The organism is Halomonas salipaludis, from assembly GCF_002286975.1.
Lineage (GTDB): Bacteria > Pseudomonadota > Gammaproteobacteria > Pseudomonadales > Halomonadaceae > Franzmannia > Franzmannia salipaludis.
Map to the genome: position 1 here is coordinate 1 of NZ_NSKB01000007.1, position 25,245 is coordinate 25,245.

27 protein-coding genes and 1 tRNA gene are annotated in these 25,245 nt (G+C 56.6%); 20 read left to right on the top strand and 8 right to left on the bottom strand.

Annotated features, from left to right (window positions below; genetic code table 11):
- The 5 genes from CK498_RS17930 to CK498_RS17950 form a co-directional block, all read left to right on the top strand.
- On the top strand, nucleotides 1-180 hold a 180-nt coding region (locus CK498_RS17930), incomplete at its 5' end, for an ATP-binding protein (RefSeq protein WP_176475834.1).
- A gap of 132 nt (nucleotides 181-312) precedes the next feature.
- Nucleotides 313-612: a TetR family transcriptional regulator C-terminal domain-containing protein gene (locus tag CK498_RS17935; protein WP_407645874.1), complete on the top strand. Its 300-nt coding sequence runs from the start codon at nucleotides 313-315 to the stop codon at nucleotides 610-612.
- A gap of 111 nt (nucleotides 613-723) precedes the next feature.
- Entirely contained in the window at nucleotides 724-1,401 is a 678-nt protein-coding gene (locus CK498_RS17940; protein WP_095622236.1) for a type 1 glutamine amidotransferase domain-containing protein, read from the top strand.
- Between the two features lie 219 nt (nucleotides 1,402-1,620).
- Nucleotides 1,621-1,740 (top strand): hypothetical protein, encoded by a 120-nt coding sequence (locus tag CK498_RS26715; RefSeq protein WP_267873757.1) that lies wholly within the window; start codon nucleotides 1,621-1,623, stop codon nucleotides 1,738-1,740.
- Nucleotides 1,741-1,878: 138 nt separating this feature from the next.
- Entirely contained in the window at nucleotides 1,879-2,532 is a 654-nt protein-coding gene (locus CK498_RS17950; protein ID WP_095622237.1) for an SDR family oxidoreductase, read from the top strand.
- 473 nt (nucleotides 2,533-3,005) lie between these two features.
- On the opposite strand, the gene CK498_RS17960 is transcribed toward CK498_RS17950, so the two are convergent.
- A complete protein-coding gene (locus CK498_RS17960; RefSeq protein ID WP_095622238.1) occupies nucleotides 3,006-3,956 on the bottom strand; it encodes a LysR family transcriptional regulator in 951 nt (316 codons plus the stop codon).
- Between the two features lie 745 nt (nucleotides 3,957-4,701).
- Here CK498_RS17960 and CK498_RS17965 point away from each other — a divergent pair.
- The 5 genes from CK498_RS17965 (at nucleotide 4,702) to CK498_RS17985 (ending at nucleotide 10,149) form a co-directional block, all read left to right on the top strand.
- Nucleotides 4,702-5,475 (top strand): alpha/beta fold hydrolase, encoded by a 774-nt coding sequence (locus CK498_RS17965; RefSeq protein WP_095622239.1) that lies wholly within the window; start codon nucleotides 4,702-4,704, stop codon nucleotides 5,473-5,475.
- A gap of 21 nt (nucleotides 5,476-5,496) precedes the next feature.
- Nucleotides 5,497-7,092, top strand: coding sequence for a ligand-binding sensor domain-containing protein (locus CK498_RS17970; RefSeq protein ID WP_095622240.1), 1,596 nt, complete (start codon nucleotides 5,497-5,499; stop codon nucleotides 7,090-7,092).
- 18 nt (nucleotides 7,093-7,110) lie between these two features.
- Complete coding sequence (locus CK498_RS17975) at nucleotides 7,111-8,592, top strand: ATP-binding protein (RefSeq protein ID WP_095622241.1); 1,482 nt, start codon at nucleotides 7,111-7,113, stop codon at nucleotides 8,590-8,592.
- 2 nt (nucleotides 8,593-8,594) lie between these two features.
- The gene (locus tag CK498_RS17980) at nucleotides 8,595-9,227 is read left to right on the top strand and encodes a response regulator transcription factor (RefSeq protein WP_229359132.1); all 633 of its coding nucleotides are present in this window, start codon (nucleotides 8,595-8,597) and stop codon (nucleotides 9,225-9,227) included.
- Nucleotides 9,228-9,417: 190 nt separating this feature from the next.
- Nucleotides 9,418-10,149: a pirin family protein gene (locus tag CK498_RS17985; protein ID WP_095622242.1), complete on the top strand. Its 732-nt coding sequence runs from the start codon at nucleotides 9,418-9,420 to the stop codon at nucleotides 10,147-10,149.
- A 67-nt stretch (nucleotides 10,150-10,216) separates the two neighbouring features.
- Here CK498_RS17985 and CK498_RS17990 read toward each other — a convergent pair whose 3' ends face one another.
- On the bottom strand, nucleotides 10,217-10,816 hold the full coding sequence (locus CK498_RS17990; RefSeq protein ID WP_176475835.1) for a helix-turn-helix transcriptional regulator: 600 nt from the start codon (nucleotides 10,814-10,816) through the stop codon (nucleotides 10,217-10,219).
- 395 nt (nucleotides 10,817-11,211) lie between these two features.
- On the opposite strand from CK498_RS17990, the gene CK498_RS17995 reads away from it, so the two are divergent.
- The 3 genes from CK498_RS17995 to CK498_RS18005 all read left to right on the top strand — a co-directional run bounded on the left by CK498_RS17995 (nucleotide 11,212) and on the right by CK498_RS18005 (nucleotide 13,485).
- A complete protein-coding gene (locus CK498_RS17995) occupies nucleotides 11,212-11,865 on the top strand; it encodes a hydrolase (protein WP_095622243.1) in 654 nt (217 codons plus the stop codon).
- Between the two features lie 49 nt (nucleotides 11,866-11,914).
- Nucleotides 11,915-12,742, top strand: coding sequence for a nuclear transport factor 2 family protein (locus tag CK498_RS26390; RefSeq protein ID WP_217987805.1), 828 nt, complete (start codon nucleotides 11,915-11,917; stop codon nucleotides 12,740-12,742).
- Nucleotides 12,743-12,858: 116 nt separating this feature from the next.
- On the top strand, nucleotides 12,859-13,485 hold the full coding sequence (locus CK498_RS18005; protein ID WP_095622244.1) for an FMN-dependent NADH-azoreductase: 627 nt from the start codon (nucleotides 12,859-12,861) through the stop codon (nucleotides 13,483-13,485).
- Here CK498_RS18005 and CK498_RS18010 read toward each other — a convergent pair.
- Together CK498_RS18010 and CK498_RS18015 are read right to left on the bottom strand one after the other, a co-directional pair.
- Nucleotides 13,474-14,367 (bottom strand): LysR family transcriptional regulator, encoded by an 894-nt coding sequence (locus CK498_RS18010; protein WP_095622245.1) that lies wholly within the window; start codon nucleotides 14,365-14,367, stop codon nucleotides 13,474-13,476. The two genes, CK498_RS18005 and CK498_RS18010, sit on opposite strands and share 12 nt — an antisense overlap.
- Nucleotides 14,368-14,753: 386 nt before the next feature.
- Nucleotides 14,754-15,875 carry an NADH:flavin oxidoreductase gene (locus CK498_RS18015; RefSeq protein WP_095622246.1) on the bottom strand — a complete coding sequence of 374 codons (1,122 nt, stop codon included), beginning with the start codon at nucleotides 15,873-15,875 and terminating at the stop codon, nucleotides 14,754-14,756.
- Nucleotides 15,876-15,980: 105 nt separating this feature from the next.
- Between CK498_RS18015 and CK498_RS18020 the strand changes: the two genes are divergently transcribed.
- Nucleotides 15,981-16,376 carry a winged helix-turn-helix transcriptional regulator gene (locus CK498_RS18020; protein ID WP_095622527.1) on the top strand — a complete coding sequence of 132 codons (396 nt, stop codon included), beginning with the start codon at nucleotides 15,981-15,983 and terminating at the stop codon, nucleotides 16,374-16,376.
- 7 nt (nucleotides 16,377-16,383) lie between these two features.
- Here CK498_RS18020 and CK498_RS18025 read toward each other — a convergent pair whose 3' ends face one another.
- Nucleotides 16,384-17,274, bottom strand: coding sequence for an AraC family transcriptional regulator (locus tag CK498_RS18025; protein ID WP_217987806.1), 891 nt, complete (start codon nucleotides 17,272-17,274; stop codon nucleotides 16,384-16,386).
- Nucleotides 17,275-18,240: 966 nt separating this feature from the next.
- Between CK498_RS18025 and CK498_RS18030 the strand changes: the two genes are divergently transcribed.
- Complete coding sequence (locus CK498_RS18030; RefSeq protein WP_095622247.1) at nucleotides 18,241-18,558, top strand: tyrosine-type recombinase/integrase; 318 nt, start codon at nucleotides 18,241-18,243, stop codon at nucleotides 18,556-18,558.
- Between the two features lie 50 nt (nucleotides 18,559-18,608).
- On the opposite strand, the gene CK498_RS18035 is transcribed toward CK498_RS18030, so the two are convergent.
- The 3 genes from CK498_RS18035 to CK498_RS18045 all read right to left on the bottom strand — a co-directional run bounded on the left by CK498_RS18035 (nucleotide 18,609) and on the right by CK498_RS18045 (nucleotide 19,500).
- Entirely contained in the window at nucleotides 18,609-18,914 is a 306-nt protein-coding gene (locus CK498_RS18035) for an addiction module antidote protein (protein WP_095622248.1), read from the bottom strand.
- The gene (locus tag CK498_RS18040; protein WP_095622249.1) at nucleotides 18,911-19,243 is read right to left on the bottom strand and encodes a type II toxin-antitoxin system RelE/ParE family toxin; all 333 of its coding nucleotides are present in this window, start codon (nucleotides 19,241-19,243) and stop codon (nucleotides 18,911-18,913) included. Before CK498_RS18040 ends, CK498_RS18035 begins: the two co-directional genes overlap by 4 nt.
- 170 nt (nucleotides 19,244-19,413) lie before the next feature.
- Nucleotides 19,414-19,500, bottom strand: a tRNA-Leu gene (locus CK498_RS18045).
- 156 nt (nucleotides 19,501-19,656) lie between these two features.
- Here CK498_RS18045 and queA point away from each other — a divergent pair.
- From queA to secF, 5 genes are all read left to right on the top strand, one after another.
- Nucleotides 19,657-20,697 carry a tRNA preQ1(34) S-adenosylmethionine ribosyltransferase-isomerase QueA gene (gene queA, locus CK498_RS18050; RefSeq protein ID WP_095622529.1) on the top strand — a complete coding sequence of 347 codons (1,041 nt, stop codon included), beginning with the start codon at nucleotides 19,657-19,659 and terminating at the stop codon, nucleotides 20,695-20,697.
- Nucleotides 20,698-20,750: 53 nt separating this feature from the next.
- Nucleotides 20,751-21,872, top strand: coding sequence for a tRNA guanosine(34) transglycosylase Tgt (gene tgt / locus CK498_RS18055; protein WP_217987812.1), 1,122 nt, complete (start codon nucleotides 20,751-20,753; stop codon nucleotides 21,870-21,872).
- 53 nt (nucleotides 21,873-21,925) lie between these two features.
- Nucleotides 21,926-22,258 carry a preprotein translocase subunit YajC gene (gene yajC, locus CK498_RS18060; protein ID WP_095622251.1) on the top strand — a complete coding sequence of 111 codons (333 nt, stop codon included), beginning with the start codon at nucleotides 21,926-21,928 and terminating at the stop codon, nucleotides 22,256-22,258.
- Between the two features lie 135 nt (nucleotides 22,259-22,393).
- Entirely contained in the window at nucleotides 22,394-24,247 is a 1,854-nt protein-coding gene (secD, locus tag CK498_RS18065; RefSeq protein ID WP_095622252.1) for a protein translocase subunit SecD, read from the top strand.
- Between the two features lie 11 nt (nucleotides 24,248-24,258).
- A complete protein-coding gene (secF, locus tag CK498_RS18070) occupies nucleotides 24,259-25,176 on the top strand; it encodes a protein translocase subunit SecF (RefSeq protein WP_407645875.1) in 918 nt (305 codons plus the stop codon).
- Nucleotides 25,177-25,245 lie beyond the last annotated feature (69 nt).

A 25,245-nucleotide genomic window follows, 5' to 3' on the forward strand; every position in this document is an offset into this window, starting at 1 on the left:
ATCACCGCCAACCAACCGTTCAGCGCCTGGGACAGCATCTTCCCCGACAGCATGATGGCGGTGGCCGCCATCGACCGGTTGGTGCACCACGCCACGCTGATGGAGCTGAGCGGGGAAAGCTACCGTAAGCGTGCTTATCAACGTCAATTACAAGGAGGAAAAGCCGGGTCGTCAGACTGACGACAATTACCCCACCCAACCGGCCATTTTAATTGTCGCCAAGCGGCCAAAGTAGTTGACGTCGCATATAGAGCCGCGCTGCTGACCGGATGGCTTAGAGATCTACAGTGATAAAGTGTTCAACCCAGCTAATTGCTTTGTCAGGGCAAATGCATTGCGGTCACACATGGCGCGAAAGTAGCCGACTTATCGGAAACAATGCGTTTAGCGCTCAAGCGCGGTACTAGGGGCATCATCGGTCGTCTTGCGCAAGCTATTGAGGCTGGTATGGCAGATGGTTCGCTATCGATCAAGGGATCTGCTCACGACAATGCAGAAAGCCTTTATCAGCTCTGGTTAGGTGCCAGCGTGATGGTGAAAATTGGACGTACCACGCATCCTTTTGAAATAGCTATGAAGACGACTCGCCAGATTCTTCATCTTTCCGCCTGACCGGGGAGAGATGTGGAGGTACTACTCGAGAATGTTCTCTCAAGGGTACTTTTTTACGCCTCGCCTCGAGACGACCGGTCTAATAAAACCACCTACCGATTGGAGAAAGACATGAAAATTTTGATGGTGCTGACATCACACGACCAACTTGGCAACACTGGCCGCAAAACCGGCTTCTGGCTCGAAGAGCTGGCCGCGCCTTACTACGTGTTCAAAGAAGCCGGCGCAGAGATCGTGCTGGCATCGCCTAAGGGTGGTCAGCCGCCGCTCGATCCGAAGAGCAACGAGCCAGACTTCCAGACTGACATGACTCGCCGCTTTGAGGCAGATGCAGACGCCCAGGCCCAACTCGCCAACACCGTGCGCCTGGATAGCGTTTCACAAGCCGATTTCGACACCGTATTCTATCCTGGCGGCCACGGTCCTCTTTGGGATCTCGCCGAAGATAAAAACTCAATCTCGCTGATTGAGTCGTTCCTCGCTGCCGAAAAGCCCGTTGCACTTGTTTGCCATGCACCAGGCCTGCTCCGCCACGTTAAAACGCCAAGCGGACGCCCGCTGGTAGAAGGCAAAAAAGTCACAGGGTTTGCCAACAGCGAAGAAGCCGCTGTCGGCCTTACCGACATCGTGCCGTTTCTGGTCGAAGACGAACTCAAGGCCAAGGGTGGTATCTTTTCGAAAGGCGACGACTGGGGATCCTACGTCATCACTGATGGTCTGCTGACCACCGGTCAAAACCCAGCATCCTCGGCACCGGCAGCTACTGTACTCCTAAAACAGCTCACATAGAGACCAAGTTCATAAGCAGATTGGCTGTCTTAATTCAGAGGAAGTGATCGACCTGGCCCTTCAAGAACTGGGGCCAGGTTGCGCCGATAGTTACAGAAAAACTATTCAAAAAAGTAGAAGCAATGCGATGTTGAGCCATATAAATCAGCCGGTTGGCTACGGGAAGAAAGCTATATCAACGACCAGTGGGTTGATGCAACCAACGCTTCTGAGTTCGGACTGCCCGCGTATTTTTATACCCGTGACCTATCCAGCGTGTTTCGAGTTTCTCGAGCGTTGGAAAGCGGCATGGTCGGTGTCAATTCAGGCTTGGTCACCGCGGAAGTTACCCCCCATTAGGTGGCGTCAAGGATAGCGGACTCGGCAACGAGGGTTCCTCACATGGCATTGAGGAGTATCTCCTACTCAAGTACATCAGTCTTGGTGGGCTCTGAGCGCCATCGAACTGTTACCCATTTTCTTACATGAGATATTAAGATGAAGATTTTTATTTTGGGAATCACTGGCAAGGTGGGATTTCGTTTAGCACGCATTTTAAAGGAGCGGGGCGACGAGGTAGATGGCCTTTACCGTCAGACAGACCAGGCCCAAATGCTCGCTAGCATCGGTATAACCGGCACCTTCGGAGATCTGATGAGCATTGATCCGCAGCGACTAGCGCAAGCCATGCAGGGAAGTGACGCCATTGTCTTTAGTGCTGGCGCGGGGGGCGCTGGTAGTGACATAACCGAAGCAATCGATGGTAATGGCATCACCAAGACGATAGAAGCTGCCAAGTTGGCTAGTATTAAGCGGTTTCTCCTTGTGTCAGTATTTCCCGAGGCATGGCGCGAAAGGCATATGCATGAAGGCTTCGAGCACTATATCAAGGTGAAAAAGCGGGCAGATATAGAACTCACCCAGAGTGGCCTGGACTGGTTAATCCTGCGTCCGTCCGCCCTGAAGGAGACCCCGGGTGCCGGAACCATTAATCTTGGGGTAGCCCAGCTCCACACCGAAGTCAGCCGTGACGATGTGGCGGCAACTCTTGCAGCGCTGCTCCATACCCCCATGGTGAGCCGCAAGATTCTTGAACTAACTGCAGGAAACACGCCGATAGCAGAAGCTATTGATGCATTGACCACCATTTGAGTCACATGCCTCTAAGGAGAAAGCAACAAAGAGCGGTGCAACCGCTCCTGCTGTTCTCTCGCCTGAGCAATGTGAAGCTCAGAAGCTGAAACGCAAGCTGTGTCGGGTTGAAGAAGAGAAGAAAATATTAAAAAAGCTACCGCTCTCTTGATGTCGGGGTTACCGAGCAATTCTCGATAATCGAGCGACTCGCCTGCCGTTCGAGCGATCTCTGAGGGGGTCGCGGCAGGAAGTAGGGAGAAATGTGCGCGTTACCTCTATTGAGCCAGGCGCGGTTAATAGTGAGCTCAAGTACAGCACTTCAGGCGCGGCTACTGAAACGGCGTTAGATTTTTACAAGTTTGAGAAGGAGTACCACAGCTGCCGGCCCACTCTACCTTGAGCACCAAACGCCAAGAGAAATCAATTGGTGACTTCAGCTTGAAAAATGTGCCCGCTCTGATTTGCCCAGAACAAGTGCTGGGAGAGCTGAACTATCCGTTCACGAGCGCTCGAGGAGGGGCGAATCTTATAGCCCGTCTTGGTTCAGTGGTCGCCTCATCCCCGGTAAGGTGCAGGTCTTTGCCGATCCTCTCTATCAGCATCTCAGTTAGGACCTTTACCTTCCTAGAGTGATGCTTACCAGGAGGACGAACGACAAATATTCCTGAATCATGTATCGGGTAGTTCGTCATGACAGGCACAAGTGCGCCCGAGGCCAGATGCTCCTGAAGAAGCACTTCAGGTAGATACGCAATGCCGACAGCAGCCAGGGCGGCAGCGACCAGCGCTGTGCAGTTGTCGGCTTTGAATTGTCCTTGCGGTCGGATCTTGACAACCTTCGCCCCATCCACGAATTGCCAGGACTCAGTACCTTGCATGAGTGCACGATGGGTGAGTAGTTCGTAAGGCGTTTCAGGCACTCCATGGACTTCTATATACTCTGGGCTCGCAACCAACTTTCTGTTGAGCGGGCCGATGCGTCTTGCAATCAGGTTGGAATCCGTAAGATGGCCAAGCCGAATTGCACAATCAAAACCTTCTGAAATAATATCTACGAGGTGCTCGCTGTAGCAGGTGTGGATGTGGAGATCGGGATAGCGCCGCGACATTTCCGCGAACACGGGAGCCAAGTGAGTCGAACCAAAGGAAAGCGGAGCAGCGATGCGTAGTCGACCGTGTAGGTCGCCGGCAGGCAACATCGTCTCCCTCGCTATATCCATCTCTGCACAGACTCTGGCTGCGTGATATCGGAACGTAGCACCTGCTTCTGTCAGGGCTGCGCCGCGGGTGGATCGTGCAAGCAGCTGGACACCGAGTTCAGCTTCGATCCGCGCGAGCCTTCGGCTGACGATCGACTTGGAAATGCCAAGTCGGAGGGCACCAGCGGAGACTCCACCACCATCAGCGACTTCTACAAACGTTCGCAATACTTCAATGTCCATTTTCGAGGCCTCGTTTCGCCACATGATGAATCGCCTCTGACATTTTAGGCCTCAATCAAGTTTTTAAAAGGCGCCGTTCGTACTTTCCAGCACTCTCATCACAATACAACAACCCTGTACATAAAAACTCCTCATTGGCTGGTCTTATCATAGCCAAGATAGCCATTAATCCATTAATAATTAGCAACAACTGTCACAAACTTCAAAAGTCGATGGTGAAAAGCGCTCAGGTCGGTGATCGCTCAAGAATAACTCGTCGAGACTTGCTTGTATTCACTGCAGGTGCTGCAGTGAATACGCTTCATTAGGTTATGCCTGAAAGTCGACGAGCGATGATCAGAAAAGGCAAATCGGAAAAAAGACGGAGTTTACGGGGGCAGTCTCAAGTCCCAAACGCAATGCTAATTCGAGATTCCGAACTTACCACAAGTCCATCACATAAACGCACAACCATCCAATCAGCCTGTGGCGCACCTTGGCATAGTCTCTATACCATTGGGCTCGCAGGTTGACTGCCAGCGAGCGTTGCGCTAAGCCATTTTTTATTGGCATGGCCGGCAAGCATTGCCTTCAACTTGGCAAACCTTAGCGGACCATGGGCAAAATTTGAGTAGCCCTCAGCACAACCAAACGCGATTCACCACCATAGGGAAGCTACTTTGAGTACTCTTTCAGGTCAAAGGCAGCCGGAAGCGACTTCCTTTACTGCCCCGCAGCTCACCGGAGTACGTGCTGAGTATCGGCCATGAATAGAACAGTTTTGTTCATCCACGGCGCTTGGCTGACTCCGGCAATTTGGAATCATTTCAAGGGGCGCTTCTCGGCTTGTGGATATACCTGCCTCGCCCCGCCCTGGCCGTCACTGCGTTCACAGTCGGGGGCAGTGCTGCCAGGCGCACGCCCAGCCCCCCTCGGACTCGCTCGAATTATCGACCACTATGCCTCCATAGTAGAGGGTCTGCCTTATGCACCGCTGCTTGTCGGCCACGGAGTCGGAGGCCTGGTTGTTCAGTTGCTACTGGACCGCGGCTTGGGCACGGCCGGAATCGCTATCGCTCCCATCCCACCGCGCGGTGTCCAGCGGAGTGCCTTAGCTTTCAATCTGTTGCCACTGTTACTCAATGGCGGTGTATGGGCGCATAAGGCAGAGATGACGTTCGAGTACTTTGCTACCAAGGTCGCGCAACGCCTGTCATCATACGAGCAATGTGCGGCATATCGACGGCACATCGTGGCTGCTCCGCGACGTATTCTCTACGAAACCCTCCTGGGCATCCGCTGCAGCGTCGACTTCTCCAATGACCAGCGTGCCCCCTTGCTGCTGATCGTTGGAGAAAAGGACCATGTTATCCGAGCCAGTCTCGTGGAAGCCATCTATAATCATCACCATCAGTCGATTGCGCCCACATCATTCGAATGTTTCGCAGATCGTAGCCATTGGCTGATCGCCGAACCGGGCTGGGAAGAGGTGGCAGACTACTTGATCGAATGGTCGCAGACTCAGTCAGGAAGATTTTAGTAACGTATCAGGCGTTCATGAATGAAGGCTTCAAGCACTCAGGCAGCCTTGCCCAGTGACTCAAACGAGTGCGCTACGCTCAAGGCCGCCGCTTTAGCCTGCTTGCTATGGTTGATTCTCGCGGCCCTAAACTGGCCACCACAGGCCGAGGCCCGTGCCTTCCGGCAGTTGGAACACAGCCGCTGGTCAGCTGCCGACAACGGCCCGAGCCAAGTGGGAGCCTTAGCTCAAACGCATGACGGTTATCTTTGGCTGGGTAGCAATGACTCGCTGCTGCGCTTCGATGGCGTACGTTTTACTCGATATCAACCAGCCAATGGGCAAGCTCTGGGTACCGTCTCGGCATTGCTAGCGACCAATGCAGGGCTCTGGGTTGGTCTACGTGCAGGCGGATTGCGCTTCATCTCGTCGAATGAAATGGCTAATTATCCACCCCAGGACGGACTTCCTGGTGGGGTCATTTATAGTCTTGCCGAAGACCAACTAGGTCACATCTGGGCCGCCACCAACGATGGCCTGGCGCGTTTCGATGGCAGGCAATGGCAGCGCATTTCCACACAGATGAATTTTCCGGGTTTGCATTCGAGTGCAGTGTTCGTCGACCGCAGCGGTGTGCTATGGGCTGCCAATGAGGAGCGCTTGTTCTACCTACCCAAGAATGCTCGATCCTTTATCGACACTGGGCTATCGGTCGCCTGGGCGAGCCAGATCGTCCAAGCGCCGGACGGCGACATCTGGGTGGCCGATCGTTATAACGGCACGCTGCAGAGCTTCAGTCCCGATACTGGCGAGGTTAAACGGCTGCCCACGTCGGCAGGCGGTAACAGCGGCCTATTGTTCGACAGCGCCGGCGCGCTGTGGGTTGGCACCATCGGCGATGGCACCCACTATCTGGCACAGCCGTCTGCACAGATAGGAACTAGCGAAACGGCTACAGAAAAATACACCAGCCGAGATGGCCTAAGCTCGGATTACATCTGGCCGCTGCTGGAAGACAGCGAAGGCAACATCTGGGTCGGAACCAGCTCAGGGCTCGACCGATTTCGTCCTCGCACCGTAGCGATGGCACCACTGCCTGACAATGCGATCAATTTTGCCTTAGCTGCCGGCACTGACGGCAGCATATGGGCTGGAAGCGGCAATCTTCCGGCGATGCGGCTGAAAGCGGATCACCTCGACTCGCTGAACGCTCCACCACCTGTAACCTCGGCGCTAACAGATGGGCAAGGACGTATCTGGATGGGTGGGCCGAATGGAATCTGGCGATCGCGCGGCGATCATTTAGAAAAAGTTACCGACCTGCCCAGCAGTGCCTTGCCGGACTCAGCGGTACGTGCCATGGCTTTAGGTGCGAATGGCACTCTCTGGGTTTCGATCAACAGGCAAGGGTTGTTCTCATGGCGTGAAGGCTCATGGACTCGTGTTGAATCGCCCTCCCTGCCTAGTCAGATAATGCCCGTAAGCGCTGCGGCCGATGATCAGGGTCGGCTCTGGTTCGGCTATCGCGACAATCTGATCGTCACTCGTAACGTCTTCGGCACACGCCACTGGGGGCTAGCAGACGGCTTGCAGGTTGGTCATGTGACTGCCATCAGTCACCAAGGGAAGCGCAGCTGAGTCGGTGGACAGCGCGGCATGGCGTATTTCGATGGCTCGCGCTTCCACCGATTACAGTTACCAGACAATGGATTATTCGACAATATTTACGCCATCATTGCCGCGCCTTCGCAAGCCCAGAATGCGTCTGCGGGAGACAACGATCTTTGGGTGCACGCAAGATCAGGAATCTACCAGATTCCAGCCCCCGAGCTGGAACAGGCCATAGCAGATCCTGACTATGACATTCGTTATCGGACCTATGATGTCATGGGTGGTCTAACAAGCGATCCGCACCAAGTGCTTCCACTACCGACCGCAGTGCGTGATAGTGGAGGACTACTCTGGTTTGCCACTGCCAACGGTGTGGTTCAGATCGATCCAACTCGCCATAATAAGCGCGACGCCCCCCCGAAAGTCGCTATCGAGTCCCTGAGTGTCGATGGTGTGGAGTTCCCGGCAACATCGTCGATGGTTCTGGCAGGGTTGAAAAGGATCGAGATCGGTTACACCTCTCTCAGCTTATCAAGTCCGGAGGCGGTTCACTTTCGCTACCGCTTGGATGGCTTCGATCGCGACTGGCACCACGCTGGCTCTCAGCGCCACGCTATTTATACCGGACTTCCCCCTGGCGATTATCGCTTCCGGGTCCTCGCTCTCAATCAAGCTGGTGTTACTAGCCAAGACGAAGCAACGCTGTCCTTTTCCGTACCACAAGTGTTCTACCTGCAACCGACGTTTCTCACTGCAAGTGGCCTAATGCTGGCCGGCCTTTTGTGGCTGCTATACCGTGCTAGTATGCGGCGCTCGGCAGAGCAGTTACGCGCGCGCCTTGAGGCACGGCATGCCGAGCGCGAACGAATAGCTCGCGAACTTCATGATACTTTTCTGCAAGGCGTACAAGGCCTGATACTACGTTTTCAGGCTATTACACAAACGATTCCCGAAGGTGAACCGACACGCATCCAGATGGATCAGATTCTTGATCGTGCCGACCAAGTTGTCAGCGAGGGACGTGACCGGGTGCTAGATCTTCGCAGCTCTGAATCTTCGTCAGTAAATCTGCTCGCGGCCTTGACCAAGGTCGGCCGCGAATACGCTCAGGACAACACAGCCGTATTCATAGCATCTTCCCGTGGTGCACATCGCCGACTGAATCCCATCGTCCGAGAAGAAGCCTATCGAATTGGGCACGAGGCTATCCTCAATGCCTTCAAGCACTCCGGTAGCGCGCATATCAACCTGCATATCGTCCATGGCTTGCGTGAGTTCGAGTTACAGATCACCGACGATGGCGTCGGCGTGGACTCTCGCTACCTCAATCCACTCGGACGGCCGGGGCATTGGGGCCTGTCCGGCATGCAGGAACGTGCTTGCAACATCGGTGCGAAACTGATTATTCAGCGAGCCCGCCCTAGGGGTACCGAGGTTCGCTTATGCGTTCAGGCATCATCAGCCTACCTTCGCCCTCTAACTCGTCTTCAGCGCTGGTGGCAACGACTAAGTAGGCAAAGGAGCTAAACGTGTCGCAAGCAAATCAACCAATTCGCGTGATGGTAGTCGATGATCATCCCTTACTACGGGAAGGAATTGCGGCAGTCATCGACGGGCAACCCGACATGGTCTTAATAGCTGAGGCAAGTGGCGGTAACGAAGCGCTGGAAATGTTTCGGACGCTGCGCCCGGATGTTACCTTGATGGACCTACAAATGCCGGATGTCAACGGCATTGAGGCAATTAAGGCGATACGTACGGAGTTTCCCGAAGCATGTATCGCCATACTCACTACCTATCGCGGCGATGTGCGAGCGCTACATGCCATCAAGGCCGGCGCTAAAGCATATTTACTTAAGAGCACATTGCGAAAGGAACTCGTTGATACCATACGACTGCTGGCTGCAGGTAAGCGCCATTTCCCACCGGAAATAGCTGCCGAACTGGCCAGCCATCTCGACAAGGACGCTTTGAGTGATCGCGAAATACAAGTCTTGCAGTGCGTGGCACGAGGGAAATCCAATAAAGAAATCGCATCTCAGTTTAAGCTATCGGAAGACACCATCAAGGGGCATATTCGAAGCATCATGGAAAAGCTTTCAGCGAACAACCGCACCCACGCAGTGTCAATTGGCATTCAGCGCGGCTTCATCGAGTTTTAAGCCTAAGCCACCTCTTTCACCGCTAAGAGAGACAAAGACCACAGACCAATCCAAGCCATACTTATCCCCTATTGGCATTATGTCAGATCTAATGTCGCCACTTGATGCACCAATGCTCAGCAATTTTTTCGGCAATAGATAGTCCTGAGTGACACAAGCCCCACGACGGCCCTATAACGGAGCGACCTAAATGATTGACACAATAGAAATACGCAAGGCGGCTGACCGAGGCGAGGCAGACCATGGCTGGTTGAAGTCCCACCATAGCTTTTCCTTCGCCTCGTACTACGATCCTAAACAGGTGGGATTCTCCGACCTGTTGGTGATTAATGATGATCGAGTCGCAGCCGGCAGCGGTTTCAACAAGCACTCGCACCGTGATATGGAAATATTCTCTTACGTCCTCGAAGGAGAGCTGGCTCATAAGGATTCACTCGGCACCGGATCGGTGATCCGCCCCGGCGACGTTCAGTTAATGAGCGCCGGTACTGGTGTCTCGCACAGCGAATTCAATGCCAGTGAGACGGAGTCGGTTCATTTCCTTCAGATTTGGATCACTCCCTCAACCAAGGGAATCAAACCCCGCTACCAGCAGCAGCACTACGGCGCGGCAGAGAAGCGCGGAAAACTACGACTCATTATTTCTTCCGATGGCGAAGACGGCTCTTTGAAAATCAATCAGGACGCGCGCATTTATGCAGGGCTATTTGACAAAAGTGAGCAAGGTGAATTGTCTATTATTGGTGAGCGGCATGTTTACGCCCATGTTGTAAGCGGCTCGCTATCTATCAATGGACACCGAATGAAAGAAGGTGATGGAATAAAGATCTGGCATGCCGACAAGCTGCTAATCACCAATGGCAAACAGGCCGAAGTATTGATATTCGACCTACGACCCAACGAGCTACCGAAGGTAGACTGAAGCTTCCCAAGAAATAGGCACGGACGCCTTGTTTCCTTGGCATCGGCTTTGATATTAAAACAACAAGTCAATCAATGCCGCCTCTATCCCCGTGTTGGCCAAATATTTGTCGCCACTTCTGTGGAGTTAGCCCTGTCTCGCGACGAAACGTCCGGCTGAAGTGGGATTGGTCGCAAAATCCATGATTGAACGCGATCTCGGCTAAGGGTATGCGACTGTCCAACATTGCCTGGCGGGCCAGTTCGATGCGCCTATGCGCAACATAAGCCTGGGGGACAACCCCCATGGCCTGCTTGAATGCATGGGAAAAGTAGCTGGTGCTCAGGTTAAGAGCCGCCGCCAACTGCGTTGTGCGAATGGCAGAATCGATATGCTGAACGATGAAGCGATCTAAGCGCTTGATTTGCCAACCCGCCAGCCCCCCTATGAAGCGGTTACGCGCTGAATGGCTTTTGTCGGTGTGGTTCAGTAGATCGATCGCCAAGGACAGCCGCACGATCGCGGTTTCGCTATCGCTCTGCAACACATTTTGAGCATCAACAATCAACCGACGCACGGCCTCTACGGATTCTAACGGCGCGCCGGGAAAGGGCTGCTTAGTAGAACTAGCATCTAGAGCTTTCGCATGCAGAACAACAGCAGCCTTAGCGCCATGGCTCATGTTCATGATTCCGGTCTCCAGCAATCGGAGAAATAATCATCTGCGATAGCATGCGGGACGCAAAGCCCACTAAGAAGGGTGCTAAAACAACCCATAAGTGTGGTTCGTCCAGAAGCAGTACTTACACGAATATTTCACCAGCGCTCTGCTCACCCGGCAAGCGCCTTACCATTGGAATCCCCACATTCGGCTGAGCCGGTTGAAGCTGCCGCCGCACCAGATCTGCCGGAGAGGCCTTAGTGGGATCTGGCATGGTCGTTCGGACCGTGCCCCTCGCCGTGAATCGCATCAGCAGCAAGATCGGTACCAACGCAGCAGGTTGTGCGCCGCAAGGCTCAAAGCCGAACACTAAGCTTTGTTCCTGTGGCCTCGTTCTTTCCACTATTTAAAAGGATGTAAACATGAAATTTCGTAACGGTCTCGATTCTCTTCTTCGCCCTGAAGATTCGGTTCTGGTCCTGATTGACCACCAGCCTTACCAGCTCTCGAATCTGAACAGCCACGAACCAACGATGGTAATTAACAATTCGGCGGCCCTGGCGAAGACTGCCAAAGCCTTCAATGTGCCCACCATCCTGACAAGCGTGGTCGCTGCCCAGGGCGGCGACATCTTTCCTCAGATCACTGATGTCTTCCCTGGGCAGGAGATCATCGACCGCACCTTTGTCAACACCTGGGAAGACAAGCCGACGGTGGACGCGGTCAAGGCAACGGGCCGCAAGCAGCTGATTATCGCAGGCCTGTGGACCGAGGTGTGCGTCGCCATGCCGGCGATCCAGGCCGCTGGCGAGGGATGGGACGTCACTGTCATCACGGATGCGTCTGGCGGTACGTCTGTGGAGGCTCACGAAGTCGCCATCCAGCGCATGATTGCGGCCGGTGTGAATATGATGACCTGGATGGCATTGGCGTCCGAATGGCAACGAGACTGGGCGCGGACCGAACACCTTGTCGAACTGCTCGAGGTCATGAAGCAGCATGGCGGCGGCAGTAGTATCGCATACATGTGGGAGCAGCAGTTGCTCAATACCCCGGTGCCTGGCAGCGCAGGATAATCGGCATGAGGATGACGAGACTTTTCAGCGACGCGTCGCGAGAAAGCTAATGGCTGTTCAAGTCTCGTCATCCTTCTTGCGACAACCCCTCCTGCCATTGGTGATGACTGCAGCCTGCCCGGCTGAGCTTAAAATGAGAGGCCGTGAAATGTCTGTAGATAGTTTCCCTGTTGGCTTGGAAATGCATGTTTCCTATCCAAAGCTTCAGGTCATTCTGACACTACTGTCCGTGTCGCAGTTGAAATTCGAGATCAAGGAAGGGCCATTTGCCCGAATCGAGACGGTCGATATACAGGTCGTGCCTCTTGGCAACAGCCTCTTCGCGGTAAGCTGGCAGGAGCAGAGTGGTGCGACGGTCACCAATATTCAAGACTATGACCGTGGTCTGATTCATTCGCACGCAACCTTACCTGACAGCCAGTTTCTGCGGATGACCGGCGCATTTACGATCACACGCCCCGCAGATCGTACTTCTGATGATCGCCCTCATCGCAATAAAGCTTTGGTACTTGAAGCGATGACATCACTTTTCCAGCGCCACGACGCCTCGGCAGTCGAACGGCTCTACACCGAGAACTACATCCAACATAATCCGAACATTCCACAGGGACGTGGTGCCTTGCAGGGAATCGTTGAAACCCTGTCTCCTGCCGTCCACTACGAACCGGGCCTGCTCATCGCCGAAGGTGATCTTGTCGCCATTCACGGCCGGATACGAGGCTGGGCAGAAGAGCCGCAGGTAGTGATCGACATCTTCCGGGTCGAGGACGGCAAGCTAGCCGAGCACTGGGATGTCTTGCAGAACGAAGTGCCGGCAGCGGCAGGCGCAGCCGGCATGCCGATGTTCGATCCCGAGGAAGGTACGAATCTCGGCTAAGGGGAATCAGCATAGTCCCCCATGGACGAGCGGAGATCCGCGAGCGCCACTTTGGTTTCTCAACACGAAAGCGTGATGACCAATCTGAGTAACTTTCTAGTACAGGATATATAACCATGAACAATATACTAGTTATAAACAGCAGCGTTTCGGGTGAGGCATCTGTTTCTCAACTCTTGGTGAGGAGCGCCGTACAGCGCGTGCTGGAGGTAAACCCCAGCGCAATGGTCACTTACCGCGATCTCAGCGATGCCCCCGTACCACATCTCACAGCCTACACTGTCGCAGGTGTTAGAGGAATGCCCGAGACACAAGCCGAGTTGGCCGCACAGGCACTTTCAAACGAGCTCATCGATGAACTGAAAGCTGCAGACGTCGTTCTGATCGGCGCTCCTATGTATAATTTTAGCATACCATCTTCGCTACGTGCGTGGTTCGACCACGTGCTTCGCCCGCGAGTCACTTTTGCATACAGCAAAGCCGGCGTACAGGGTTTGCTTAAAGGTATTCGCGTAATCGTAATCGAATCTCGAGGCGGCCTCTATTCGGAAGGCCCTACTAAAGAAATGGACTTCCAAGAGCCATATTTAAAGACACTGCTAGGCTTTATTGGGATCACTGATGTCACCTTTGTTCATGCTGAAAAGATCGGTTCTGGACCTGAAGCACGTGAGCTTGCAATAGAAACCGCAAAGGCCCGGCTTGAGGAAGTCATCATTGATTCTGAACAGTTAGTGATTTAGCTCGGCAAAGTGTAGATTCTGTTCGAAATATTCGATAAGCAATTCGGTAAGAACTCGTATTTTTCGGGCGGGATGATGTCCTGGCGGGCGAATGACATAGGCGCCTCCAGGACGCACGGGGTAGCGATCCATAATCGGATTGAGCGCGCCAGACGCTAAGTACTTATGCACCAGCCCACTTGGAAGCATACCGATGCCAAGTCCAGCAACGGCGGCTGTGACTAGCGCTGCGCCATTATCGGCCTTGAAGCGCCCTTGCGGTCGAACCGTGATGATTTTATTGTCATCCATGAACTGCCATGCTTCGCTGCCCTGCAGCAGAGCTTGATGGTTGAGGAGTTCTTCCGGCGTCTCCGGGGCTCCGTGCGCTTTGATATATCCTGGGCTCGCGACAAGCGTTCCATAAATGGTCCCTACACGCCTTGCTATCAAACTTGAATCCTCAAGATAGCCGAGCCGTATGGCACAGTCATAACCTGCTGCGATAAGGTCAACGACATGATCACTATAGTAAGTGTTAATGTGTAGGCGAGGGTGCCGCCGTGCCATTTCCGCGATCACTGGCGCGAAGTGTGTTGAACCGAAAGACAGAGGCGCAGATATTCGCAACCGGCCACGCAGGTCCCCGGCAGGTAGGATCGTTTCCCTGGCCGCATCAATTTCTGTGCAAGCTCTAGCCGCATAGTCACGGAATGTGGCTCCAGCTTCTGTCAGAGCAGCGCCACGAGTGGTTCGCACTAAGAGTTGTATTCCAAGTTCCGTTTCGAGCCGGAACAGCCGCCTGCTAACGATCGACTTGGAAACGCCGAGTCGACGAGCAGCGGGCGAGATCCCTCCGGCCTCAGCAACCTCCACAAATGTCAACAACTCTTCAATGTCCAATTCTTATTCCCCTCTTTCACAACGCAGCTGCAAGTAAATACGCTCTACTTCATTACACATAGGAATATTGCAGTGTTTAGAAAACAAGCCCGCAATTCCTGCATGCCTCCTGAAAACAACATCACTCAATACAAAATGGTAGCGACATCATTCTTGTGTAATGGCCTTGACCCCCACTGTCTCTTTCCAAAGATGCTGTACTCGTTCTGACAAACTCATAGCATGCCGCCATATTTTGACTGTGCCACTTCGGCATAGGCAACAGTAGCGATGTTAAATTTTTCGTACAAAGCCTAGTTTGAAGTGGGCTCTGGCCGATTCTGTTTTGATCATTGACTCGGGCTGCCCTGGAGTGACCCGAGCCTGTGGCGGCATACCGTTACGGATTAGTACAGTGTAGCCAACGCTTCCTTGGTGAAATCGCCCAGCAACTTCTCATCGCGGGTGTGCACCTTTTTCACCCATGCAGGATCGCCCAGCAACGCACGACCGACAGCGATTAAGTCGAACTCGTCACGTTCCATCCGTGCCACGAGATTATCCAGACTGGCCGGAGTCGAGCTTTCGCCGCTGAAGGCGCCCATGAAGTCGCTGGATAAGCCGACCGAACCGACGCTGATCGTGGCCGCGCCCGTGAGTTTCTTGGCCCAACCGGCAAAATTCAGGCCATCGGCACCATCGAGTTCAGGATACTCCGGTTCCCAGAACCGGCGCTGTGAGCAGTGCAGAATATCCGCGCCGGCTTCCACCAGGGGGGCCAGCCAGGCAGCCATTTCGTCCGGTGTATTGGCCAGGCGTACGTCGAAGTCTTGCTGTTTCCATTGGCTGACGCGGAGAATGATCGGCAGATCGGGGCCAACGGCTTCGCGAACGCTCTTGATGACATCCGCGGCGAACCGGGAGCGGTCCTTGAGCGTAGCACCGCCGTAACGATCATTGCGCTGATTGGTGGCCGCCCAGAAAAATTGGTCGATCAAGTAGCCGTGGGCCGCATGGATTTCGACCGTATCGAAACCGAGCCGCTTAGCGTCGGCAGCGGCTCGAGCATAGGCATCGAGCGTGTCAGCGATCGCTTGGTCGCTCATGACATTGCCGCGCGGCTGGCCAGGTGCGACGAGGCCAGACGGGCTTTCTACCGGCACGTCCGGTACCCACTCCGTGAGGAAGCTTGCGACCGAGCCCACGTGCCAGATCTGTGGTCCCATGCGGCCTCCCGCTGCGTGCACATCGTCGATGATGTTTTGCCAGCCGGTGAGCGCTTGCTCGCCATGGAAAAACGGGATGTTCGGTTCGTTGCGAGCGGCCGGTCGGTCGATGGTGGTGCCTTCAGACAGAATCAGGCCGACATCGTTTTCGGCCCGCCGACGATAATAGGCAGCGACGTTGTCGCCGGGTACGCCCGATGGCGAAAACGATCGCGTCATCGGTGCCATGACGATACGGTTTTTGAGCGAGAGTGATTTCAGTTGAAAGGGCTGAAACAGTACGTCGATGTTGGATGAGGCCATGGAGCATGCTCCCGGTGATGGATGGACTTTCAATCTTGGTATATGATTTATACCAGATACCTACTGGCAACTTTCAACTCACTAGGTATCCTCGAGGACACCACCATGCCCGACACATCTCGTCCGATAGCGGCGGCCGATTGCCCCAGCCGCGTGATTCTCGATCAGATCGCAGACAAGTGGTCTGTCCTCGTACTATCGGCACTGTGCAAAGAGCCCCTGCGTTTCAACGCGCTCAGGCGTCAGTTGGAAGGCATCACTCAGAAGGCACTGAGCCATACGCTGCGCCGGCTGGAGCGCAACGGCATCGTCGAACGCCGCGTGTTCACCTCGGCGCCGGTCGCTGTGGAATACCGGATCACACCTCTCGGACGAACACTCGAGGCACCTTTTCAGGCGCTGCATCAATGGGCGCTGCGATATCATCAGGAAATCGAAAAAGCGCGAAGCACCTACGATGCGCGTCAGCAGGCATTGGAGGACGAAACCGAGAGCCGCTAGTGGTCTCTCACGTATCTCGAACTGCCCGACGGTAGTCTGTTGGGCTCATGTGTCGATACTTGGTGAATACCCGGGCGAGCACCTGATTCGATGAGTATCCAACCTCCTGGGCGATCTCAGTAACCGAAAGGTCCGTCAGTTCAAGGAGCTCGCTGGCCTTCTCCACTCTCAGTTGCGTCAGGTAGACTCGTGGCGGAACGCCGACGCTCTGCTTGAACATGCGTGCAAAATGGAAAGTTGAGAGCTGTACCTCGGCCGCTAGCTCGTCAAGGCCGATGTCTTCCGAAAATCGCGCCCGCATCAGTTCCAAACAACGACGCTTAGCCCATGGGGCCAGGCCACCCTTTTTCGGCGCGCACGGTTCCCCGCTTAACCGGCACAGCTCGGCGAGAATCTCGCAACCGGCGGCCTGCGCCAGAAGACGCGACGGCACCCCCTCCTCGTTAGACAAGGCCCACAATTTCCGGAGCGAAGATTGTATAGCCAGCGAATGAAATGACCCTTCATGCAGACGCAAGCGTTCCATCGAGAGCTGCCCATCCGAGGCTTCATCGAGTATTTTCTGCCAATGCGCTAGAGGAAACGACAAGCTTCGAAGCTGATGGCTAGCGTCGACCATGACCCTATTGGCAAAATTCGGCGCGGCGAGAAACAATCCCCCCCTTTCGCTCATCACATCGAAGTGCCCGCCTCCCATGTTTCCGCTAACACGGCAGCCACCCAGCAGGTCTTGGTACAGAGTAAGGTCCGGTACGGCCGGATCGGACATGTCTCCGGCCGGTTGTGCTGCCTCAATTAAATTTAGGATTCCTCCGGGCGATTTCATCGTGCGTATATAGGAAGCGAGGTGGCCCTCGCAGTACCATTGGGTGAAGGATGCATAGGTAGTCTCTGTCACTGTGATGTCCTTAGGAATTCCAGGCTGATTTATACAAATCACTTGCTATCCGGCATGCACCACATATCGGTCAGTCACTATTAGGCAAACCAAGCCTCACCACAGCATTCGGCATCTTTCATGAAATATTCATAAACGGCGAATGAAAGTCCTTCCATTTATCATCAAGACATATACATTACACATCAGGCTCTTGATGTAGGAATTCGTACCTTGCGAACATATTCGTTGAGCCTGCTAATTAACATCTAACACTGAATCTTGAGAAGCCGAGGCTTTTCGCTTCTTTCTAATACCATAGTTATAGCCTGTGGTCTTAGGTTTTCGGTAGCCCTAATCTGTGAATAGCTGTGTTGCCAAATCCGGAACGCCTATAGGCTAGGTGTCAGATACAGTGTGATTGGTCACCCGTTTGGTCAATGACTCTGGCCGCTTGGCCTGCCATTCTTTCATCATCGTGATTGACGATGCAGCCCTTCTGCGGAACATGGTGATCACACATAGAAACAACCTAATGTAGTGCATATTGGCTAGATATGGCTCTTCGTTCGTCTACATAGTTCCCTGCCATGATCCTACTGTAATGGGGAAATTATAGATCAGAACCAGCTCTATGAATATCTTATCTGGCTTACTACTCCTTGGTTATCCCGCCATGTGCTACTTGATGAGAGCAGCGGTTTAGTCCATGTATAGTGACCAAGTGTTGTTCCACTGGTTTTTCAGCACACAGCAACTCCTTTATTACATCTGATGGCAGTTCATCGTTATACTTGTGCGGCCTAAAACTGATTCGGCAACCAACCATATAATCAACAATAAACCGTCTTGCCACCGCAAGATTGAGGTGATAAACCTCAGGCATCCATTTCGTATTCAGACTCTTGATGAATCGCTCTGTCAGATCGTTGTTCCTGAAATTGCCGCGGCGACGGGGACTCTTCGTTATCATCTTCACCTGACTCTATGGGAGTGCTCATACTCTCAAAATCAGCTGACCAGCCTTACTATGTCACTACACTCACGTTTGGCCGTGTGTTCCCTACAGACGCCTATCAGCCCTTTGCCAAAGGCATCAAAGCTGCTGGCATTCAGCTGTCACCTGGTCAGTGTACCCACGTACTCCGGCACACCTTTGCCAGTCACTTCATGATGAACGATGGCGACGTGCTTACCCTGCAACGCATCCTTGGCCATCAAACCATCATCATGACCATGCGCTATGCACACCTCTCCCTCGACCACCTGGCAGACGCGATCAAGTACGCCCCCAAGGTCGGCTGACACATTGGGGAATAGTTTATATTAATAAAATCAATTGTTTATTAAAAACCTTAAGAGGCGTGATGCGTCAGGTCGTGGAAGTGAATCCCGGTCGCCTTTATGACGGCCGTCATGGTGCGCAACGTTGGATTGCCCTTGGGGGATAGCGCCCGGTACAGACTTTCGCGTGACACCTTGGCCCTCTCAGCGACGACAGCCATCCCCCCCTGGGCCTCTACCACATGCCGTAAGGCCATCAGGAAGGCAGACTCTCCGCCCTCCTCGTCCAGCTCGTCAAAAGCAGTGCGTAGGTAGTCAATCGCCATGTCAGGATCATCGCGCAGCATCTCAATCACAGCGGTATCGTGGCTTTTCATGTCCGGGTTCTCCTTCGGTGGTCTGCCAGAAACGTCTTGGCCTGCTCAATGTCGGCCTGCTGGCGCTTCTTGGTGCCACCGATCAACAACATCACCAGGCGCCTACCCACCTTGGCGTAATAGACGCGGTAGCCAGGGCCATAATCGATGCGCAGCTCCAGCACCCCATCGCCAACGGCCTTGGTATCTCCTGCATTTCCAGCAGCCAAGCGGTTTAGGCGAGTCAGCACCCGCATGGCGGCCTGTCGATCCTTGGACTTAGTGTCATCCAACCACACTTGAAATGGATCGTGTCCGTCGGCGGTGAGGTAGTGTGTCAGCTCCATCATTGAGAGGATTGTAGCCTAAAAGCTACAAAAGGGAATGGGAGCGCGCGCATTTGGCATGCATATCGAGTGGACGCGATGACTCACCAGAGGTCTGTCGACACTCTGTAGACACATTAGCATCTGATTGAGAAACCAAGCCAAGGAAGGAACCGCTAAAGGCTTGATTTAACTGGTACCGGCGGTCGGACTCGAACCGACAAGGGCTTGCACCCGGCGGATTTTGAATCCGCTGCGTCTACCAATTCCGCCACGCCGGCAACGCGCGATGCATTATACGTGGGCCGCTTGGCAGGTCAATCGGGCAGCCTGACTTTGCGCGATGAACCGGGTATCCTGTGCCGCTTGTCCAGGCGGTCGAGTCGGCGGCTGTGGGCAAGGTATCGATGCCACTATCACTGCGAGTCATGGCCTACATGCTGCGTGCCGATTTCCATTACGACCTCCCCGAGGAGCTGATCGCTCGCTATCCCTCCGAGCGGCGCAGCGACTGCCGCCTGCTGTGCGTCGACGGTGCCAGCGGGGCGCTCAGCCACCGCCGCTTTCCCGATCTGCTCGAGCTGCTCGAGCCCGGCGATCTGCTGGTGTTCAACGACACCCGGGTGATTCCGGCACGCCTGCACGGCCACAAGGCCAGCGGCGGCAAGGTAGAGATGCTGCTCGAGCGTCCGCTGGATGCGCACCGCGGCCTGGCGCACATCCGCGCCAGCAAGTCGCCCAAGCCGGGCACCGAGCTGATCTTCGAGGGCGACGTGCGCGCGGTGGTCGAGGGCCGCCACGAGGCGCTGTTCGAGCTGCACTTCCTGGGCGAGACGCCGATGATCACGCTGCTCGAGCGCCACGGCCATATGCCGCTGCCGCCTTATATCACCCGCGAGGACGAGCTCGCTGACCGTGAGCGCTACCAGACCGTCTATGCGCGCCGCGATGGCGCGGTGGCGGCGCCCACCGCGGGGCTGCACTTCGATGAGCCGCTACTCGAAGCACTGGCCGACAAGGGCGTGGAGAGCGCCTTCGTGACCCTGCACGTCGGCGCCGGCACCTTCCAGCCGGTGCGCGCCGACGATATCCGCGACCACCATATGCACAGCGAGTGGATCGAGGTCGACGAGGCCGCCTGCGCCAAGGTGCAGGCGGCCCGCGCCGCCGACCGGCGGGTGATCGCGGTGGGCACCACCAGCGTGCGCTGCCTGGAGTCGGCGTGTCAGAAGAGCGGCAGCGGCGAGATCGCACCCTATCGCGGCGAGACCGATATCTTCATCTACCCCGGCTATGAGTGGCTGTGCGTCGACGCCCTGATCACCAACTTCCACCTGCCGGAGTCGACGCTGCTGATGCTGGTATCGTCCTTTACCGGCTATGACACCATGATGGCCGCCTACCGCGAGGCGGTGGCCGAGCGCTACGCCTTCTTCAGCTACGGCGATGCCATGCTGTTGACGCGCAAGACGCGTTGAGTCGTCGAGCCGCTCAGTGAGAAAACGAGATTTCCATGCGTAACCAATGCTTCATGAGCTTCGAGCAGCTGGCCAGTGACGGGCGCGCCCGCCGCGGCCGGCTGACCTTCCCGCGTGGCACGGTGGAGACGCCGGCGTTCATGCCGGTGGGCACCTACGGCACCGTCAAGGGCATGACCCCGGCCTCGGTGGAGGAGATCGGCGCCGAGATCATCCTCGGCAACACCTTCCACCTGTGGTTGCGCCCCGGCACCGAGGTGATCGAGGGCCACGGCGACCTGCACGACTTTTCCCAGTGGCACAAGCCGATCCTCACCGACTCCGGCGGTTTCCAGGTCTTCTCGCTGGGCGAGATGCGCAAGATCACCGAGCAGGGCGTGCACTTCCGCTCGCCGGTGGACGGCGCCAAGGTGTTCATGGGCCCCGAAGAGTCGATGGCGGTGCAGCGCTCGCTGGGCTCTGACGTGGTGATGATCTTCGACGAGTGCACCCCCTACCCGGCCACCGAGCGGGAGGCCGAGGTTTCGATGCAGCGCTCGCTGCGCTGGGCGCAACGCTCCCGCGACGCCCACGGCGATTCGCCCTCGGCGCTGTTCGGCATCATCCAGGGTGGCATGTATCCGGCGCTGCGCGAGGCCTCGCTCAAGGGTCTGCTCGAGATCGGCTTCGACGGCCTGGCGATTGGCGGCCTGTCGGTGGGCGAGCCCAAGGAGGAGATGATCAAGGTACTCGACTACCTGCCGACCTGGATGCCCGACGACACGCCGCGCTACCTGATGGGCGTGGGCAAGCCCGAGGACCTGGTCGAGGGGGTACGCCGCGGCGTCGACATGTTCGACTGCGTGATGCCGACTCGCAACGCCCGCAACGGCCATCTGTTCACCGCCGAGGGCACGGTCAAGATTCGCAACGCCAAGCACCGCCACGACACCCGCCCGCTGGAGGCCGACTGCGACTGCTATACCTGCCAGCACTTCTCGCGCGGCTACCTGCACCATCTCGACCGCTGCGGCGAGATGCTCGGCTCGATGCTCAATACCATCCACAACCTGCGCCACTACCAGCGACTGATGGCCGGTTTGCGCGGGGCTATCGAAGCGGGTACATTGGCGAACTTCGTGGAAATGTTCTATGCGCGACGCGGCCTGCCCGTGCCTCCGGCCCCCGAGCAGTGACGCGGCGCGCTGACCCTTGCCGTAACCTTTCGTTTCTCAGGAGATAACGTCTCATGCTGGACTTCTTCATCTCGCCGGCCTACGCCGAAGGCGGCGCCGCCGGTGGCGGTATGGCCCAGATCATCATGCTGGTCGGTTTCGTGGCCATCTTCTACTTCCTGCTGTGGCGCCCGCAGGCCAAGCGAGCCAAGCAGCACAAGCAGCTGGTCTCGAGCCTCTCCAAGGGCGATGAAGTGGTGATCGGCGGTGGCGTGCTGGGTCGCATCACCAAGGTCAGCGACGACAGCGAGTTCTTCACCATGGAAATCGCCGAAGGCACCGAGATCAACGTGCAGAAGAACGCCGTGGCCGCCGTGCTGCCCAAGGGCACCCTCAAGTCCATCTGATTTGCGGCACAGTGACAGCCTGCCGTGCCCTGGCGAACCCCAGGGCACGGCGCCTGTCCAAGCGCCGAACCCTTCTGGTAAACGCCACGTCACTGCGTCAGCGTCGCCGTCAGTCAGCTACAAGGCAGGGCTTGCATGCTCAACCGATATCCCCTGTGGAAGTATCTGCTCATACTTCTCGTACTCGTCGTAGGCCTGATCTACTCGCTGCCCAATCTGTTTCAGGCAGACCCCGCCATACAGATCAGCAGCGCCCGCAGCGAGGCCCCGATCAGCGAGCAGCAGCTGGAGCAGATCCAGTCCGCCCTCGATGAAGCCGGCATCACCGTCAGCGCCACCGACATCAGCGATGACGCGGTGCTGATCCGCCTCGCCGAGGCCGACGATCAGCACGCCGCCCGCGAGTTGATCGGCGAGATCATCGATGGCGACGACTACGTCATCGCCCTCAATCTCGCCGAGTCGACGCCCCAGTGGCTGTCGAACCTGGCCGCCTCGCCGATGACCCTGGGCCTCGATCTGCGCGGCGGGGTGCACTTCCTGCTCGAAGTGGATATGGACGCCGCCGTGGAGCAGCGCCTCGAAGTCAACGCCAGCGCCATGCGCGAGATGCTGCGCGGCGAGCGGATCCGCTATCGCAACACCGAGATCGACGGCCGCGACCTGACGCTGACCTTCATCAACGACGAAGATCGCGACCGCGCCCGCACCCTGATCAGCCGCGAGTTCCCCGACTTCGACTACAGCAACCAGGGCGACGGCCGCGGCGCCAGCCTGGTGATGACCATGACCGACCAGGCGGTCAACGAGCTGCAGGACTATGCGGTCAACCAGAACCTGACCACCCTGCGCAACCGCGTCGACGAACTCGGCGTGGCCGAGCCGATGGTGCAGCGTCAGGGGCCGGATCGCATCGTGGTCGAACTGCCCGGCGTGCAGGACACCGCCGCCGCCAAGCGCGTGGTGGGCGCCACCGCCAACCTCGAGTTCCGCCTCGAGGCGCGCCCCGATACGCCAGAGAACGAGACCGAGTCGTTCAGCTTCCGCAACGACGAGACGCGCACCGCCGACCTGATGCGCGACGTGATCATCACCGGCGACAGCGTCTCCAACGCCAGCCGCAGCTTCGACGAGAACGGCCGCCCGCAGGTCAATATCAACCTCGACGGTACCGGCGGCACGCTGATGAACCGCGCCACGCGCACCAACATCGGCCGCAACATGGCGGTGCTGTTCATCGAGCACAACACCCGCACCACCACGGTGATCGAGGACGGCGAAGAGGTCGAGGTGCGCGAGCCCTACACCGAGCGCGGCCTGATCAGCCTGGCGACCATCCAGAGCGCGCTGGGCAACAGCTTCCGCATCACCGGGCTCGACTCGCCCACCGAAGCCGCCGACCTGGCCCTGCTGCTGCGCTCCGGCTCGCTGGCCGCGCCGATCTACTTCGTGCAGGAGCGCACTATCGGGCCGAGCCTGGGGCAAGACAACATCGATCGCGGCGTGACCTCGATCATGGTCGGCCTGGCGCTGGTGGTACTGTTCATGCTGGTGCGCTACAAGGTGTTCGGGGTGTTCGCCAATATCGCCCTGACCATCAACCTGACGCTGCTGGTGGCGGCGATGTCGATGCTCGGCGCCACCCTGACGCTGCCCGGCATCGCCGGCATGGTGCTCACGCTGGGCATGGCGGTAGACGCCAACGTCTTGATATTCGAGCGAATACGCGAAGAGTTGCGCGGCGGGATGTCGGTGCAGCAGGCCATTCATGCCGGCTATGAGCGCGCCTTCACCTCGATCATCGACGCCAATATCACCACCCTGCTGGTAGCGGTGATCCTGTTCTCGATCGGCACCGGGCCGGTCAAGGGCTTCGCCGTGACCCTGTCGCTGGGCATCCTGACGTCGATGTTCACCGCCCTGCTGGTGACCCGTGCCATGGTCAACCTGACCTACGGCGGCAAGCCGGTGAAGAAGATCTGGATATGAGGAGCCTCGCGATGCGACAGTTCGATTTCATGGGCAAGCGCCGCCTGGCCTTCATCATTTCAGCGCTCATGCTGCTGGTGTCGATCGGCTCGCTGGTGGTGCAGCAGCTCAACCTCGGCCTCGACTTCACCGGCGGCACGCTGGTCGAGGTGCGCTATGCCACGGCCCCGGCGCTGGATACGGTGCGTCAGGCGCTGGAGGGCGAAGGCTTTCGCGACGTCTCGGTGCAGACCTTCGGCGCCTCCAACGAGATACTGATCCGCCTGCAGCAGGACTTCGACCCCGACGTCGGCCAGCAGGTGGTCAGCCTGCTGCGCGGCGATGGTGCCGAGGTCGACCTGATCCGCGCCGAGTTCGTCGGCGCCCAGGTCGGCGAGCAACTGCGCGACCAGAGCGGCATGGGCATGCTGGTGGCACTCGGCATCGTGATGCTCTACGTGGCCTTCCGCTTCCAGTACAAGTTCGCCATCGGCGCGCTACTGGCGTTGATCCATGACGTGATCATCGTGGTCGGGGTGTTCTCGCTGTTCCAGCTCGACTTCGACCTCACCGTGCTGGCCGCGCTGCTGGCGGTGATCGGCTACTCGCTGAACGATACCATCGTGGTCTATGACCGGATCCGCGAGACGATACGCAAGTCGCGAATCGACGATATGCCGACGATCTTCAACGAAGCGATCAACATGACCCTGTCGCGCACGCTGGCGACGTCTGGTACCACCCTGCTGGTGCTGATCGCGCTGCTGCTGCTCGGCGGCGACATGATCCACTACTTCTCCATCGCCCTGATCATCGGCGTGGTCGTCGGTACCTTCTCGTCGATCTACGTGGCCGCCGCACTGCTGCTGATCGTCAAGCTACAGCGCCAGGACCTGATCCCGGCCAAGAAGGAAGATCCGGAGGAAGAGGGCGAAGAGCAGCTGCCTTAGCGGCAGCGCGCCACCTCCCGCAGTACTCAAGGCCCTGCCATTTGGTGGGGCCTTGTTGTATTGGAGGCC

Excerpts from the sequence above, each read along its gene's own strand:
- CK498_RS17940 (WP_095622236.1), top strand. The coding sequence starts at position 724 with ATGAAAATTTTGATGGTGCTGACATCACACGACCAACTTGGCAACACT.
- CK498_RS17950 (WP_095622237.1), top strand. The coding sequence starts at position 1,879 with ATGAAGATTTTTATTTTGGGAATCACTGGCAAGGTGGGATTTCGTTTA.
- CK498_RS17960 (WP_095622238.1), bottom strand. The coding sequence starts at position 3,956 with ATGGACATTGAAGTATTGCGAACGTTTGTAGAAGTCGCTGATGGTGGT.
- CK498_RS17965 (WP_095622239.1), top strand. The coding sequence starts at position 4,702 with ATGAATAGAACAGTTTTGTTCATCCACGGCGCTTGGCTGACTCCGGCA.
- CK498_RS17970 (WP_095622240.1), top strand. The coding sequence starts at position 5,497 with ATGAAGGCTTCAAGCACTCAGGCAGCCTTGCCCAGTGACTCAAACGAG.
- CK498_RS17975 (WP_095622241.1), top strand. The coding sequence starts at position 7,111 with ATGGCGTATTTCGATGGCTCGCGCTTCCACCGATTACAGTTACCAGAC.
- CK498_RS17985 (WP_095622242.1), top strand. The coding sequence starts at position 9,418 with ATGATTGACACAATAGAAATACGCAAGGCGGCTGACCGAGGCGAGGCA.
- CK498_RS17990 (WP_176475835.1), bottom strand. The coding sequence starts at position 10,816 with ATGAACATGAGCCATGGCGCTAAGGCTGCTGTTGTTCTGCATGCGAAA.
- CK498_RS17995 (WP_095622243.1), top strand. The coding sequence starts at position 11,212 with ATGAAATTTCGTAACGGTCTCGATTCTCTTCTTCGCCCTGAAGATTCG.
- CK498_RS26390 (WP_217987805.1), top strand. The coding sequence starts at position 11,915 with ATGGCTGTTCAAGTCTCGTCATCCTTCTTGCGACAACCCCTCCTGCCA.
- CK498_RS18005 (WP_095622244.1), top strand. The coding sequence starts at position 12,859 with ATGAACAATATACTAGTTATAAACAGCAGCGTTTCGGGTGAGGCATCT.
- CK498_RS18015 (WP_095622246.1), bottom strand. The coding sequence starts at position 15,875 with ATGGCCTCATCCAACATCGACGTACTGTTTCAGCCCTTTCAACTGAAA.
- CK498_RS18020 (WP_095622527.1), top strand. The coding sequence starts at position 15,981 with ATGCCCGACACATCTCGTCCGATAGCGGCGGCCGATTGCCCCAGCCGC.
- CK498_RS18030 (WP_095622247.1), top strand. The coding sequence starts at position 18,241 with ATGGGAGTGCTCATACTCTCAAAATCAGCTGACCAGCCTTACTATGTC.
- CK498_RS18035 (WP_095622248.1), bottom strand. The coding sequence starts at position 18,914 with ATGAAAAGCCACGATACCGCTGTGATTGAGATGCTGCGCGATGATCCT.
- CK498_RS18040 (WP_095622249.1), bottom strand. The coding sequence starts at position 19,243 with ATGATGGAGCTGACACACTACCTCACCGCCGACGGACACGATCCATTT.
- queA (WP_095622529.1), top strand. The coding sequence starts at position 19,657 with ATGCTGCGTGCCGATTTCCATTACGACCTCCCCGAGGAGCTGATCGCT.
- tgt (WP_217987812.1), top strand. The coding sequence starts at position 20,751 with ATGAGCTTCGAGCAGCTGGCCAGTGACGGGCGCGCCCGCCGCGGCCGG.
- yajC (WP_095622251.1), top strand. The coding sequence starts at position 21,926 with ATGCTGGACTTCTTCATCTCGCCGGCCTACGCCGAAGGCGGCGCCGCC.
- secD (WP_095622252.1), top strand. The coding sequence starts at position 22,394 with ATGCTCAACCGATATCCCCTGTGGAAGTATCTGCTCATACTTCTCGTA.
- secF (WP_407645875.1), top strand. The coding sequence starts at position 24,259 with ATGCGACAGTTCGATTTCATGGGCAAGCGCCGCCTGGCCTTCATCATT.